Source organism: Apibacter sp. ESL0432, from assembly GCF_019469225.1.
Classification (GTDB): Bacteria; Bacteroidota; Bacteroidia; order Flavobacteriales; family Weeksellaceae; genus Apibacter.
Genome location: NZ_CP048266.1, coordinates 737,400 through 752,188 on the forward strand (window position 1 = coordinate 737,400; position 14,789 = coordinate 752,188).

12 protein-coding genes are annotated in these 14,789 nt (G+C 29.9%); 7 read left to right on the forward strand and 5 right to left on the reverse strand.

Going from position 1 to position 14,789, the window contains the following annotated elements; all coding sequences use genetic code 11:
- Positions 1-23: 23 nt before the first annotated feature.
- Entirely contained in the window at positions 24-539 is a 516-nt protein-coding gene (locus GYM73_RS03075) for a Smr/MutS family protein (protein ID WP_220234104.1), read from the forward strand.
- 32 nt (positions 540-571) lie between these two features.
- A complete protein-coding gene (locus GYM73_RS03080; protein WP_220234105.1) occupies positions 572-3,415 on the forward strand; it encodes an aminopeptidase in 2,844 nt (947 codons plus the stop codon).
- Here the strand turns inward: GYM73_RS03080 and GYM73_RS03085 are convergent.
- Both GYM73_RS03085 and dctA read right to left on the reverse strand, forming a co-directional pair.
- The gene (locus tag GYM73_RS03085; protein WP_220234106.1) at positions 3,387-4,562 is read right to left on the reverse strand and encodes a cysteine desulfurase family protein; all 1,176 of its coding nucleotides are present in this window, start codon (positions 4,560-4,562) and stop codon (positions 3,387-3,389) included. The two genes, GYM73_RS03080 and GYM73_RS03085, sit on opposite strands and share 29 nt — an antisense overlap.
- 468 nt (positions 4,563-5,030) lie before the next feature.
- Entirely contained in the window at positions 5,031-6,332 is a 1,302-nt protein-coding gene (gene dctA / locus GYM73_RS03090; protein ID WP_105297054.1) for a C4-dicarboxylate transporter DctA, read from the reverse strand.
- A 321-nt stretch (positions 6,333-6,653) separates the two neighbouring features.
- Between dctA and GYM73_RS03095 the strand changes: the two genes are divergently transcribed.
- Together GYM73_RS03095 and GYM73_RS03100 are read left to right on the forward strand one after the other, a co-directional pair.
- Entirely contained in the window at positions 6,654-7,580 is a 927-nt protein-coding gene (locus GYM73_RS03095) for a ribonuclease Z (RefSeq protein ID WP_220234107.1), read from the forward strand.
- Between the two features lie 118 nt (positions 7,581-7,698).
- Complete coding sequence (locus tag GYM73_RS03100) at positions 7,699-9,042, forward strand: NCS2 family permease (RefSeq protein WP_160542365.1); 1,344 nt, start codon at positions 7,699-7,701, stop codon at positions 9,040-9,042.
- A 295-nt stretch (positions 9,043-9,337) separates the two neighbouring features.
- On the opposite strand, the gene GYM73_RS03105 is transcribed toward GYM73_RS03100, so the two are convergent.
- Entirely contained in the window at positions 9,338-10,594 is a 1,257-nt protein-coding gene (locus GYM73_RS03105; RefSeq protein WP_255571013.1) for a glutamate-5-semialdehyde dehydrogenase, read from the reverse strand.
- Positions 10,595-11,671 (reverse strand): glutamate 5-kinase, encoded by a 1,077-nt coding sequence (gene proB, locus GYM73_RS03110; protein WP_220234108.1) that lies wholly within the window; start codon positions 11,669-11,671, stop codon positions 10,595-10,597. It abuts the gene before it with no gap.
- A 259-nt stretch (positions 11,672-11,930) separates the two neighbouring features.
- Between proB and GYM73_RS03115 the strand changes: the two genes are divergently transcribed.
- The 3 genes from GYM73_RS03115 (at position 11,931) to GYM73_RS03125 (ending at position 13,693) form a co-directional block, all read left to right on the forward strand.
- Positions 11,931-12,254 carry a zinc ribbon domain-containing protein YjdM gene (locus GYM73_RS03115; RefSeq protein ID WP_105297050.1) on the forward strand — a complete coding sequence of 108 codons (324 nt, stop codon included), beginning with the start codon at positions 11,931-11,933 and terminating at the stop codon, positions 12,252-12,254.
- A gap of 300 nt (positions 12,255-12,554) precedes the next feature.
- Positions 12,555-12,962 carry an Rrf2 family transcriptional regulator gene (locus tag GYM73_RS03120; RefSeq protein WP_160567991.1) on the forward strand — a complete coding sequence of 136 codons (408 nt, stop codon included), beginning with the start codon at positions 12,555-12,557 and terminating at the stop codon, positions 12,960-12,962.
- Between the two features lie 80 nt (positions 12,963-13,042).
- Positions 13,043-13,693, forward strand: a complete 651-nt coding sequence (locus GYM73_RS03125) for an NAD(P)-dependent oxidoreductase (protein ID WP_166006682.1) — start codon at positions 13,043-13,045, stop codon at positions 13,691-13,693.
- A gap of 128 nt (positions 13,694-13,821) precedes the next feature.
- Here GYM73_RS03125 and GYM73_RS03130 read toward each other — a convergent pair whose 3' ends face one another.
- On the reverse strand, positions 13,822-14,466 hold the full coding sequence (locus GYM73_RS03130; RefSeq protein ID WP_105297047.1) for a trimeric intracellular cation channel family protein: 645 nt from the start codon (positions 14,464-14,466) through the stop codon (positions 13,822-13,824).
- Positions 14,467-14,789: the final 323 nt, after the last annotated feature.

The window sequence follows — 14,789 nt, forward strand, 5'->3', positions numbered from 1 at the left end:
CCTTCTTTATTAATTCAATCTGTATGAAGATCGGGGATAAAGTTAAACTACTGGATGAAGAAGGAATTTTTACTATAAAAAATTTTATAGGAAATAAAGCAGTTTTACTAGATTCTTATGGATTTGAAGTTACTCATTCACTAAATAACTTAATTGCCTATGATAAATATGCAAATATGTATACTGAAGCTACCTATTTTAATGCTAAAAAAGAAGATGTAACTTCTAAAAATATCAACAATGTAAAAAAAGAAACTATACAAGAAAGAATTATTGATTTGCATATAGGAAATATTGTTGACTCATTTAAAAACATGATGCCTCATCAAATGCTTGAAAAGCAAATTAATAAAGCTATGGAGGAAATAAAATCAGCCAAGAAAGATAAGGTTAAGAAGTTGATACTAATACATGGCAAAGGAAAAGGAGTATTAAAAAAAGAAATTTATAAAATATTAAATAGTATGGATGATATTGAATATTTTGAAGCAGACATTATTAAATATCGTTTTGGAGCCGTTGAAATAAGATTTAAATAGTAATCATCACCTATGACTTCTTGCTGTTAACTATGAAAATTCTAAGAATCTTATCGAATATAATTTTAGTAATTTTACCTGTTTTGTGCTTTTCACAAAATGACAAAATACTTATATCAGCAACCTTAGACAGCCTAACTAAAAATATATCCGTAAAACAAAAGATCGTTTTTTATAATAATACGGGTATAACTTTAGATAAAATATATTTACACGCAGCCGCTAATTCCTATTCTAACACTAATACGGTATTAGGAAAACGAAAATTAGAGGATAGAAATAAAACTTTATATTTTTCTAAATATATGGATAGAGGTCGAAACAATGATTTGACCATCTTTATAAATAAACGACAACCCGTTTTTTTACTTAGAGATTTTGAATTTTACGAAGTAAATCTTTTTTCTCCTTTATTACCCAATGATAGTATATCTTTGAATTTAAATTATAATATAAAAATACCTTCCAATAAAATTACCGGATATGGATTTTCCTCGAAAGGTACTTATGTATTAAAAAACTTTTTTATACAGCCTTTGGATTTTATCAATTCAAAACCCAAGTTGGAGCCATTTACCGATACTGAGTTTAATCCCTATAGAAAAACCAATTATACTATTAACTTTTACTATCCTATGGGTTTATATATGGATGGAGACCTTACAAAAGTAGGAGAAAATCAATTACAGGGAACATGCGGTGATGCTGTAACTATGATCCTTACTAAAAGTAAACCGATTTCTTTTATTTATACTATAAACGGATCGCAAACCGAAGTAGTAATTGGATATTCCATTAATGAAAAATTTAAAAAAATTTATTATAAAAATATTAAACGCGAATTACTATTTTTAAATGAAAAATTAGGCAAATTACCCTCAAAATTATTAATTAGCTCTAAAATTAAAAAAGATCGCAATTTTATAGGAGTTGATGATATTAAATTATTGGGTTTAAAAGAATGGAAACTTTTTCCTGATGACGTAAAAATTGATCTTAAAATGTTTCAGCAAATAGCCTATTCAGTTATCAATCAGGTAATACAAGTGGATAAAAATAAATATCATTGGATACCTAACGGTTTGCTTACTTATTATCAATTAAATTATTTAAAGAAGTATTATCCTGACACTAAGTTATTAGGTAATCTTCCTAAAGAACTTAGCATAATAAAAATTAAACCGTTAAAATATTTTTTCATATCTAAAGTTCCTATAACCGATCGATATAAATTAGGTTACAGATATATAGCAACTCAAAATTATGATCAGCCGATAAGTGAAGATTTTTTAGAATTGAGCAATATCAACCAGTATATAATTAGTGGATTTAAATCGGGATTAAGTTTTAATTTTCTATCCGCCTATTTGGGAGCGGATCTTTTCGAAAATTCAGTTAAAAAGCTTATAGAAGAAGGAAAAGATCGTGAAATTACTTCATCAGACTTTCAAAGGATTTTAGAAACAAACTCTCAAAAAAATTTAGCATGGTTTTTTCAAAATTATATAGTTACCAATGATCGTATCAATTTTAAGATTAAAAAATTTTATGAGGATAAGTATGAAAAAGATACTATAAAAGTACGTATCACTAATAAAACGGCTTTACCGATTCCAATATTAATCACGGGAGAAAAAAACAAGAAGATAATCAATCAGAAATGGGTATTTTCAACCAATAAAGATTCTTTATATTCATTTAAAAATGGAGAATATGATCGTTTACTTATAAATAAAAATTACCTGTTTCCGGAAATTAACGATAATGATAATCTATTGAATACGGAGGGTATTTATAAGAACAGAAAGAAATTGCAAATGAAATTCTATGCAGACGTTGATAATCCTAATTATACACAAATTTTTTATGAACCCAATATAAACTGGAATAATTACGATAAATTTATACTAGGATTACGTTTTTATAATAGCTCTCCATTTTCAAGACCTTTCGAATATTCATTTTCTCCAACTTATTCCACTGGAACCAAAAGTTTAACGGGATCAGGTGCCTTAAATTACAATTACGATATGGAAGAAGGCTTATTCAGAAGAATGTCTATGGGAACAGGATATACTTATTATCATTATGATAAGAATTTGAGTTATAAAAAATATTCAGGAAATGTAAATCTTATATTTAAAAAGAGGCCCAGATCAGATATTAACAGAACCATAGGAATTTCATTTAATAGTGTTGAAAGAGAAAAAGATCCGTTTAAAATTCTTGAAAAAAATGATTATTCCCATTATAATCTGCTGGATCTGTCGTATTCGCATTCAGATAAAAGAATCATTAATGAATGGTATAGTAAAACGAACTTCCAACATTCTAATATTTTCAATAAAATAAGTACAGAAATATATTTTAGACATGAATATGCGCCGAATAAAAAAATAAGTTTACGCTATTTTGGAGGATATTTTATAAACAATCATTCCAATTCTACTTACTTCGATTTCGGAGTAGATCATATAACAGATTATAGTTTCAATTACATGGATTATTTAGGAAGATCTGCAACCGGTGGATTGTTTTATCAACAATATATAATGGCTGAAGGAGGGTTTAAATCCATGTTGGATAAATCAGCCAATAAATGGATTACTTCATTAAATGGAGAAATACATTTATGGAAGCCTTTTGACTTATATGCAGATATGGGATTGTATTCGAATAAAAAGAAATCTACGTATTTTATCTACGATTCAGGAGTTAAATTGAACATAATACCTGAATTTTTAGAATTGTATTTACCCATTCAATCAACGTTGGGATTTGAACCGGCAAAAAATAATTATTTATCCCATATTCGATTTACCTTTAATTTTAACTTAAGCGCGGTGGTTACCCATTTTCGGCGGGGATGGTATTAGTTAAATTCTTTTGTATCTCAGAAAGAAAATTGATCAAAACATCTATTTCTTCTTTTGTATTATAATGGCTGTATGAAATGCGTAACGTCGTTGTATTTTTTAATTCTTCTTCAGTATAAAGCTGCAACATGGTTTTTGACGGTTTGGAAGCACCGGAAGCACAGGCGCTTCCTTGAGAAACTGCGATACCTTTCATATCGAGTTGAAAACCAACCAAAGTATTGGGAAAAGGAAGCAAAATACTTAAAAGAGTATAGTTACTTTTAGTAAAATCTGTTCCATGCCCATTAAACAAAACCCCTTGTATATTTTTAGACAATTGATCTATTGTATATTGTTTTAAATCTTCAATTATCCTTCTTCTTTCCTTTAATTCTTGCATAGCATAATCAAAAGATTTACCTAAGCCAACAATCCCATAAACATTTTCAGTTCCGGCTCGTAAATTACGCTCCTGTGTTCCTCCGGTAATAATACCTTTTAAACCGCTTGATTTTCTTATAAAAGCCATTCCTATTCCTTTAGGACCATGAAATTTATGGGCACTGCAAGAAGCAAAATCAATGGGTGTTTTAGAGAAATCTAAAGGATAATGAGCCATAGTTTGAACGGTATCAGAATGAAATAAAGCTCCATATTTTTTACATAATTGAGCAATACTATCAATATCCGTTAAATTTCCAATTTCATTATTGGAATGCATTAAAGAAACTAATGTTGGAATTTTATCTTCTAGTAAATCTTCTAAAAAAGCAATATCCAAATCCCCTTTTTTATTCTTCAAAGGAAGAAAAACAACTTCAATTTCAGGATGTTTTTCTTTTAGATCTCTGATGGTTTCCAAAACAGATTTATGTTCTAAGGGAGAAGATATGATCCGTTTAATAGATAAGTTTTCTATACAAGAACGTAAAATTAAATTATTAGATTCAGTACCGCAGCTTGTGAAAATGATTTCATTAGGATTTACATGCAACCATTGAGCTATATTTTTTCTGACCATTTCTATTTTTGACTTACTTTCTTGCCCAAAGCTGTGTATAGCAGAAGGGTTACCAAAATCTTCTTTCATAGATTGAATCATTGCTTCAATAACTCTTTCATCTATAATGGTTGAAGCGGCACTGTCTAAATATATTTTTTTCATTGGTTAATTGCTTAATTATAATTCAAAAGTTGCTCGTATTCTATTTTAATTGCTTGAAGATAATTTATTTATCGAAATAAATTACTTCATAAGATTAACATTTAAAATATTAAATAAAAATTAAAATAGTAAATCTTTTATATTTTCAATATTTTCTAATAATAAATTTTATTAATCTAAAATTTCAAATTTCTTTTAAAAAATTTAATATTATGCTAATCCATAGTATTACAAAAATAAAAAATATATGTTCATAAATTTACGTAAGCCTGCGTTAAAAAGAATATTTATAAATAAGTCGAAGTAAAAAATTGAAAATTTACTAAGAAAGCCCTAGTAAATTATCTACCAGGACTTTCAAAACTAGTATATTTTATACAAATCTATTTTTAATTTATAATTTTACCAAAAAAATGATAATATTTATTTAACAAATTATATTTTTTAAAAATAAATTACAAATCACACTTAAGACTTATTGGATATTAATATGCTTTCAGCTTTATCGTAATTAAATTCATTTTCCCTTCTGGCAACAACAATAGTAGCTGCTGCATTACCTATTAAATTAGTTAAAGCTCTTGCTTCACTCATGAATTTATCAATACCAAATATTAACGCCACAGCTTCAACCGGTACATGTCCAACTACCGGTAGGGTAGCGGCAAGAGTAATAAAACCACTTCCTGTTACACCGGCTGCACCTTTTGAGGTTAAAAGCAACACTAAAAGAAGCGTAATTTCTTGTTGTAAATTCAAATGCATGTCTAAAGCTTGAGAAATAAAAACAGCAGCCATGGTAAGATAAATGGAAGTACCGTCGAGATTAAAAGAATAGCCGGTTGGTATTACCAAACCAACGACAGACTTAGAACATCCTATCTTCTCCATCTTGCTCATAATTCCCGGTAATGCTGATTCGGAAGATGAGGTGCCGAGCACAATTAAAAGTTCTTCTTTAATGTATTTAATAAATTTGAATATGTTGACCTTATTGTAATAAAGAACTGCTCCGATAACTCCAAAAATGAAAACAATACACGTTAAATAAAAGCATAAAATTAACATTCCTAAATTACTCAATGCTTTCAATCCGTAAACTCCAATAGTATATCCCATAGCACCCATGGCTCCTAAAGGTGCCAGATACATAATTATTTTTATAATAGCAAAAAGTCCATCCAGGAAAGATTGCATTACGGATAGAACCGGTTTTGAAGATTTAGGTCCGATTTTCGTCATGGCAAAACCAAAAAGAATGGCAAATACCAACACTTGAAGTAAATTATTAGAAGCAATTGAAGCAATAACATTTTCAGGAATCATATCCAAAATAAACGTAATAATTCCGTGATCTTCTTTACTTTTTTCTATATAATGGGACATTGATGAAGAATCCAATGCATAAGGATCTACATGCATGCCGTTTCCGGGTTTTAGCACATTAACGAAAACCAAGCCAATGATTAAAGCTATTGTTGTCATAATTTCAAAATAAACAATAGCTGTTAAACCAACCTTACCTACCTTCTTAGTATCTTCCATTCCTGCAATACCCAGCACAATGGTACAGAAAATCAAAGGTCCTACGATCATTTTAATTAGCTTGATAAATCCGTCTCCTAATGGTTTTAGCATTTCACCAAGTCCCGTACTGTGTTGTTTAACTCCATTAACTATAATATCTTCACTTGGGAAAAAATATCCAATAAGAATACCTATAATTATGGCAATTATTACTTGTACGTAAAGACTTTTAAGTATTTTCATAATGTTTTTATTTTATTAAGGACAGTAATATATGAATAATATATTTGAATTGTTATAAATTGTAATTTTTTTCTTTAAAAAACATTTTTTGAAAATGTAATTGTTTGAAATTTAGTATTTTGCGCTAATTTAATTAAGAAAAAATTCATTAAAAAATCACTTATTTTTCTTAAAAAATGCGTTAAAAATGAAAAAAAAGCGTAAAAAAAAGTGCCTTAAAAATTAATTTTTTATTTATCAAATGAAAAAAATCATGTATTTTTATGAAAAATATTAGTAAGGTAATAGTTTGTAAAAACTCAAAAATACAACTTAAAATTTATGAAACTTACTATTTTAGGATATAACTCAGCGGTTCCGACTGTTCGTACCAATCCTACATCACAGTTATTAGAATGTAATAACCAATATTTTCTAATAGATTGTGGAGAAGGGACTCAAGTACAACTTAGAAAAGCAAGAGTAAAATTTACCCATATAAATACTATATTTATTTCTCATCTGCATGGCGATCATGTTTTTGGTTTGATCGGACTTATATCTTCCTTTCATTTATTGGGAAGAACTGAACCTTTAACCATTTATGGGCCTAAAGGAATTAAAAAATTAATTGAAATTCAATTACTATTAACTGAGAGTATCAATCATTTTGATATTAACTTTATTGAACTGACTTCTTTAAAAAGTGAATTAATTTATGAAGATAATAAATTGTGTGTATGGACGATTCCATTAAACCATCGTATTTACACTAATGGGTTTTTATTTAAAGAAAAAGTAAAGCCAAGAAGGCTAAATATGGATGTAATTAAATACAATCCCGAAATTGAAGTATGCGATTATCATAATTTGAAATTAGGTAAAGATTTTATAACTCAATCCGGAGATATCATAAAAAATGAGTATCTTACCCTTCCTCCTAAACATTCTTACAGCTATGCCTTTTGTTCAGATACTAAATTCAGTCCCAATATAGTCCCGTTAATTAAAGGGGTAGATGTTTTATACCATGAAGCTACTTTTTTAGATGAATTAAGAGAATTAGCCTCTAAAACAGGACATACCACAGCATATCAAGCCGCAGAAATAGCAAAAATGGCAAACGTTAAAGTATTAATATTAGGGCATTTTTCCAATCGTTATACCGATATATCCATACTAAAAGAAGAAGCCGGTCAAGTCTTTTTCAATACGATTTTACCCGAAGAGCTTTTAACTTTAGATTTTAATAAACTGATAATTAATTAAATAAAAAATGCAATTGATTAAATGAGTGGAAAGGCAGCCTTTACACACAAAAACACTAACCAATATTACTTATTTGTTAGTACTTTTGCTTTTTACTAAACTAAACTAAACTGATAACATGAAAACTTTTCTAGACGGATATTTTAAGCTATCCGAAAATGGTACAACTATTAAAAAAGAATTAGTAGCCGGGATCATCACTTTTTTAACCATGTCCTATGCTTTGATTGTCAATCCTAGTATTTTATCGGAAACGGGAATGGATAGAGAAGCTCTTTTTACAGGAACTACGTTAGCTATTATTTTTGCGACGTTGTTAATGGGAATATTGGCAAAATTGCCCATAGCACAAGGACCCGGAATGGGACTGAACAGCTTTTTTGCTTTTTCTGTAGTTTTAGGACTTGGATATTCTTGGCAATTTGCTCTAACAGCTGTTTTTATAGAGGGGCTTATATTTATAATTCTTACTTTTTTGAATGTCAGGGAAATGATAGTTAAAAGCATTCCTAGAGTACTGAAAGAGGCAATTCCTGTCGGAATTGGATTATTTATTACCTTAATTGGACTAAAAGGAGCTAATATCATTGTTTCAGATCCCAATACTTTTCTTGCTTTAGGTGATTTTAAACAGCATTCGGTATGGATTGCTTTTGCGGGATTGTTGGTTACGGCTGTACTTCATTCGCGCAATATAAATGGATCTATCTTAGCGGGAATTGTAGTTTCCACTTTATTTAGCTATTTGTTGGGCGACATACAATTACCTGGTTCATTGGTAAGCATGCCTCCTTCTATTGAACCTATATTTGGTAAAGCTGTCGAACCGATGTTTTCTTCTGAAGGATGGGACAAAATATTTTCAGTGGATATGTTGATTGTAGTTTTCACTTTTCTATTTGTTAATTTATTTGATACGATTGGAACATTAATAGGAGTTGTATCTAAATTGGGATTCACGGATGAAGAAGGAAATTTTCCTCAAATGAAAAAAGCATTATTGTCTGATGCATTGGGAACGACGGTTGGAGCGATCTTGGGTACCAGCACGATTACTTCATATGTAGAAAGTGCTTCCGGAGTAGCCTCCGGAGGACGTACCGGTCTTACAGCAGTTAGTACAGCTTTGATGTTCTTTTTATCTTTATTTTTAGCTCCTATATTTTTACTGGTTCCGGCAGCTGCCACAGCTCCGGCATTAATTATTGTCGGTCTCTTTATGATTTCTTCTGTTGTAAAAATTAATTTTAATGATATCACGGAAGGTTTACCCGCATTTTTAACCATAATTTTTATGCCTTTTACATTTAGTATAGCGGAAGGTATTGTATTTGGTATGCTAAGCTTTACTTTGTTAAAAGTATTAGGAGGCAGAAGAAAAGAGGTTACTCCAACGGTTTATATTGTTTCGTTATTGTTTTTAGTGAAAATAGTTTTGGATGCTTCGAAGATTTTAGGATGAGATTGAAAAACGGTGATGAAAAAATGACTAATTAATAGCTAGATATTTTGAATAGGAACTGATTTTAATTAATATATATTTTGTATTTGTAATGGATGAATTAAATTTTACTACTGATTAAAATTTAATTCATCCATTGCCTTTTATTATTTTCAAAAATTTATATTTAATGAATTTTTTTCATATAAAGATAAAGCATTCATCTTTTTTTAATTCCAATTTTTATACTGAATTTAAAAACCGAAAAGATTATTAATTTAAGAAATAAAAATAGTGTAGCTACTATCTAAATTATTTACGGTCTTATTTGACCGTTACCTTCTACAATCCACTTATAAGAACATAATTCATCCAGAGCCATAGGACCTCGTGCATGCATTTTCTGCGTGCTGATCCCTATTTCTGCACCCATTCCGAATTGTGCGCCATCTGTGAAGGCAGTAGAAGTATTAACATAAATACAAGCGGCATCTACCAGCTTTTCAAAAATTTTTATACATGATTTATTATCGCTTATTATTGCTTCGCTATGTTTGGATCCGTAGTTCGCTATATGTTCAATTGCTTCCTTAATAGAATTTACCGTTTTTATAGACATTTTATAATCCAAGAATTCCATTCCGTAATTTGCGGAAGTTGCTTTATGCAGTAAATTGGATGGATAAGAGTTTTCTAATTGAGCGTATGCAGGTTCATCCGCGTAAATAACTACTTTTTTCTCAATTAATTTTTTACACAATTCGGGAAGGTCTTGTATTCTTTCCTTATCAATAAGTAAGCAATCCAACGAATTGCAAACGCTAACTTTTCGGGTTTTAGCATTAAAGATGATCTCTTTTCCTATTTCTAAATTACCTTCCCGGTGGAAATAAGTATGACATACTCCTGCACCGGTTTCAATTACAGGGATTTTCGAATTTTCACGAACAAAATTAATAAGCTCTTTACTTCCTCTCGGAATAAGAAGATCAACATAATTACTTGCGTTCAATAATTGTAAAGTCGAAGAACGATCAGCGGGCAATAAATTACAAATATCGGGACTCAAACCCTCCTGTAGTAAAACTCGCTTAATAATCGAAACAATCGCTGTATTAGAAAAAAAAGCATCAGAGCCTCCTTTCAAAATACAAACATTACCCGATTTTAAACACAAAGAAAATACATCGAAACTTACATTCGGTCTGGCTTCATAAATAATTCCTATAACTCCGAAAGGAACTGTAATTTTAGATAACTTAAGACCATTGGATAGAATTTTTTCTGAAATTATTTTTCCAACAGGAGAGGGAAGAGAGGCAACTTTGCGAATATCTTTTGCTATATCTTGTATGCGTTCTTCAGTTAAAAGCAACCGATCAAATTTCGGATCGGAAGTAGACATCCTTTCTATATCTTTCTTATTTTCAGAAAGAATATAGGGAATAGAATTTTCAGTTTCTTTGGCAAGAACTTCTAAAACTTGGTTGATTTTATCAATATCAACTAAATTTAGTTCATTTACCGCTTTAACGGATGAGGTAAAAATATTTTGTTGAATAGAAGACATCATTTATTTTTCAATATATAAATAGTCGTAATGTATGATCGGCTTATTGTTGGCCTGTCCTAAAATTTCTTTCGCTTTTTCGCTGGAATAGGAAGATCTGCCTATTCCAATTTGTTTTCCGGTATGATCAATAATGCGAACAATATCATCATTTTCAAAATTTCCGACTATCCGAGTTACGCCTACAGGCAATATGCTGACGGCTTTAAAATTTAATAAAGCTTTTCTTACTCCTTCATTAATATGTATTTCTCCTTTAGCGAAACCTTCAGAATGGGCGATCCATTTTTTTACGCCTGAAATTTCTTTAGACGCCGGAATAAATCGGGTGGAAGGTGTGTCAACGCCATTTACAAGTCGAGAAATGATGTTTTTTATCCTTCCATTGGCGATAATAACTTCTATGCCTTCTTCTGCTACTTTTCTAGCTATATTATATTTGGTTTTCATTCCGCCTCTTCCGGTAGTCGACCGCTTAGATTGTATATAATCCTCAACAGAATCACTTGAACTGTCTATTTCTTTTATAAGCTTAGATTCAGGGTCTGAAGGATCGCCGGTGTAAATTCCATCGATATTACTTAAAATAATCAATTTTTTGCAATCCATCATAGCAGCTATCAAGCCTGATAATTCGTCGTTATCCGTAAACATTAGTTCATTAACGGAAATCGCATCGTTTTCATTTACAATTGGAATCACATGATTTTCAAGCATAATATTCATGCAATTTCTTTGATTTAGATAATGCCTGCGTGTTGAAAAATCTTCTTTAGTTGCTAAGATTTGTCCGCATAGAATTCCGTGTTGATTAAATAGGTCGTAATATCTATGAATTAGTTTTACCTGTCCAACAGAAGAATATAACTGGCGAGCAGAAATACTGTCAAGCTTTGAATGGATTTTAAATTCATTTTTACCGGACGCTACCGCTCCGGATGATACCAGAATGATTTCCGTATTATTTTTATGTAATTCGGCAATCTGATCGACGATATCAGACATTTGGGTAATGTCAAGAGTTTCATCCTTACGGGTTAACAGCTGACTTCCAATTTTTACAACAATTCTATCTTTCATGGTAAATGAATTTGTCGAAATAAAACAAAGGTAAACTTTTTTATTTTGACTAAAAGAATCTTATAAATTAAAGAATAATTTATATAGTTATAAAGAAACCTATATACAAATGTTTTTAAAAATATGGAATAATACTATGTATATAATTAGAGAAAAGAATAATATAAATGTAATAGTAAATTGAATATTTGTTCTCTGCGTTTAAATAAGTTATATTTGCAACCTAATTAAATTTAGTAATCTTTAAAAAGAAAAAATAATGACAGATGTTTTAAAGTGCCCAAAATGTTCAATGGAAAATGTTTATTTTGATGGTACTTCCTACGTATGCCCGGATTGTTTTTATGAATGGTCGGGAGAAGAATCGGCGGGTAATTCAATAGTTAAAGATAGCAACGGAGCTGAACTTCAAGATGGAGATGCGGTTACAGTCATTAAAGATCTTAAAGTAAAAGGTTCTTCTATGGTAATTAAAAGAGGAACTAAAGTAAAAAGCATACGATTAACTGATAATCCGGAAGAAGTAGATTGTAAAATTGACGGTTCGAGTATTGTTTTAAAGACCTGTTTTCTTAAGAAATAGAATTTACTAATATATTTATACTTATGAAAGAGCTATTTTAATAGCTCTTTTTTTGTTGTATCTTATCACTGTAACATTTCTTTGAATCCCTTTTTTTAATGTCTGTTATTATAAGCTCTGTATAACTAGTAAATAAAAGTTATATATCGGAGACTAATTCATTTTGAAATAGAGACACTACAAAATAATTAGAATAATAGTTTACTAATTTATTTTAATAAATATTGAATAACTTAATAAATATGTAAATATTTTATAAAAAAAGCTTATATTTGAACTGTAATTAAAAATATTACAGTAATGAATGATCGCCATTTTACAGTTTCCATGCATATACTTACTCTTTTGGCAAAAAATTTGGATCAATGGCTACCGTCAGCTTATATAGCAGGAAGTTTAAATCTTAATCCTGTTATAGTCAGGAATGAATTATCCAACCTTCAAAAACATGGTTTTATAGAAACAAAAGAAGGAAAGAACGGGGGAAGTAGATTATTAAAATCTCCTGAAAAAATTGCATTGTCTGAAATATATTTAAGTGTTTACAATCAATCGCTAGTAGGAAAACTTTTACCATCTCCCAATCCTTTATGTTGTGTCGGAAAAAAAATAAATGAAAACATTAGCGAATTGAATGAAACTATTGAAGAGGTAGTATTTAAAAAACTGGAAGGAGTAACCCTTCTAGATTTCAGCATGAAATTTTAGGGAAAACAAATATGGAAATCTCATTTATTATATGAAAATAAGTTATCAAAGAATTAATTATTAATATTAGTATACAAATTATGAAAAAAGTAGCATTAATAGGTGCCTCAGGATTTATAGGGTCACAATTAGTAAAAGAATTACTGAGCAGAGGGTACCAAGTAACAGCAATCGTTCGTTCGGCAGATAAAATTAAGAATGACGATAAAAATTTAAAAGTGGTAAGTGCAGATGTATTTGACACAGATAAATTAGCAGAAGTTTTAAAAAATAATGATGCAGTAATAAGTGCATATAATCCGGGCTGGACTAATCCCAATATTTACGATGATACAATAAAAGGATATCAATCAATAATTGAGGCTGTTAAAAAAGCGGGTATTAAGAGATTACAAGCGGTTGGTGGAGCAGGAAGCTTATTGGTAGCTCCGGGTAAAACCGTTGTAGATTCAGGAGCAATTCCTGATGAAATTTTACCGGGAGTTAAAGCCTTAGCATTAGTCTTAAAAGATCAATTTTTACCGGAAAAAGAACTAGATTGGGTTTTCTTTTCACCTGCCGGAACTATAGAGCCGGGAGAAAGAACAGGAAAATATCGTTTAGGATTAGATGATCTTATTACAGATGATCAAGGGAACAGTAAAATATCTGTTCAGGATTATGCGAAAGCTATGGTCGACGAACTTGAAAATCCAAAACATCATCAACAAAGATTTACCATAGGATATTAAAAAAGGGAGTGTTTAAACTCCCTTTTTCTTTTTATATAGTAGTGTATAATTTAAATTTTTAAACTGAAATGATCTAACTTCTCAATTAATTTATAAATTTAGGTTATAAAGTAAAGACATACTATGATTTAAAGTTTTTCACTTTTAAGTTTAGGGATTTGCAAATCCCATCTAACTGCTATATATCTTAATAAAACTACAATTCCGATAGTTACAGCACTAATAAAAGGTAAATTAAAGTTGAAGAATTGAAGCGTTACAAAAAAAATACCTCCAACTATACAGGGAGAAGCATAAATTTCACGCTTAAAGATTCGAGGGACTTTATTTAAAAGAATATCGCGAATTACTCCACCTAAAACAGCTGTAATAGTTCCCATAATCACTATGACCCATGAGTCATATCCTAATAACATAGCCTTTTCAGCGCCTACAACAACAAATAATCCAAGTCCGATACTATCACTCCAAAAAAAGAAACTATTTAAATGATTAAGATGCTCTCGTAGAAATATATAAAATAACAAAGAGAAAAGAGTACACCATACATAAATACTATTAAGCATCCAAAAAGGAGTTATACCCAAAAGAAGGTCACGAAAAGTTCCCCCTCCAACGGCAGTAACAAAACCTAAAACAAAAGCACCAAACCAATCGCATTTTTTTGTTGCAGCACCCCGAACACCACTGATTGCAAAGGCAAATGTTCCTATAAATTCAATAATGTCAACGAAGCGGATTTGTCGAACTAATTCAAAAACGTATTCTTTCATGGTTATCAATTCAATTAAAACTTGCAAAATTACAATAATTTAGCATTAGCCGGTTTGAACGTTACTAATTTAATTAACTAAATTTTGATTGGTTAAAATTATAAAATATCGAAAACTAAAACTTTTAATTAGAGGGATATATAAGAATTATTTCCTCTATAAAATACGGGATTTAATTATCTCATTACTACTTGCTTGTAATGTATATTTTATAAAATTGGAATAACCCATGATGATTAATTATAGGTTCAAATTTACCTAATTTTTCAGAACATATATTAGTCAAAGATTTGGTATGATTATTTGTGTTATTTATACATAAT

Excerpts from the sequence above, each read along its gene's own strand:
- GYM73_RS03075 (WP_220234104.1), top strand. The coding sequence starts at position 24 with ATGAAGATCGGGGATAAAGTTAAACTACTGGATGAAGAAGGAATTTTT.
- GYM73_RS03080 (WP_220234105.1), top strand. The coding sequence starts at position 572 with ATGAAAATTCTAAGAATCTTATCGAATATAATTTTAGTAATTTTACCT.
- GYM73_RS03085 (WP_220234106.1), bottom strand. The coding sequence starts at position 4,562 with ATGAAAAAAATATATTTAGACAGTGCCGCTTCAACCATTATAGATGAA.
- dctA (WP_105297054.1), bottom strand. The coding sequence starts at position 6,332 with ATGAAAATACTTAAAAGTCTTTACGTACAAGTAATAATTGCCATAATT.
- GYM73_RS03095 (WP_220234107.1), top strand. The coding sequence starts at position 6,654 with ATGAAACTTACTATTTTAGGATATAACTCAGCGGTTCCGACTGTTCGT.
- GYM73_RS03100 (WP_160542365.1), top strand. The coding sequence starts at position 7,699 with ATGAAAACTTTTCTAGACGGATATTTTAAGCTATCCGAAAATGGTACA.
- GYM73_RS03105 (WP_255571013.1), bottom strand. The coding sequence starts at position 10,594 with ATGATGTCTTCTATTCAACAAAATATTTTTACCTCATCCGTTAAAGCG.
- proB (WP_220234108.1), bottom strand. The coding sequence starts at position 11,671 with ATGAAAGATAGAATTGTTGTAAAAATTGGAAGTCAGCTGTTAACCCGT.
- GYM73_RS03115 (WP_105297050.1), top strand. The coding sequence starts at position 11,931 with ATGACAGATGTTTTAAAGTGCCCAAAATGTTCAATGGAAAATGTTTAT.
- GYM73_RS03120 (WP_160567991.1), top strand. The coding sequence starts at position 12,555 with ATGAATGATCGCCATTTTACAGTTTCCATGCATATACTTACTCTTTTG.
- GYM73_RS03125 (WP_166006682.1), top strand. The coding sequence starts at position 13,043 with ATGAAAAAAGTAGCATTAATAGGTGCCTCAGGATTTATAGGGTCACAA.
- GYM73_RS03130 (WP_105297047.1), bottom strand. The coding sequence starts at position 14,466 with ATGAAAGAATACGTTTTTGAATTAGTTCGACAAATCCGCTTCGTTGAC.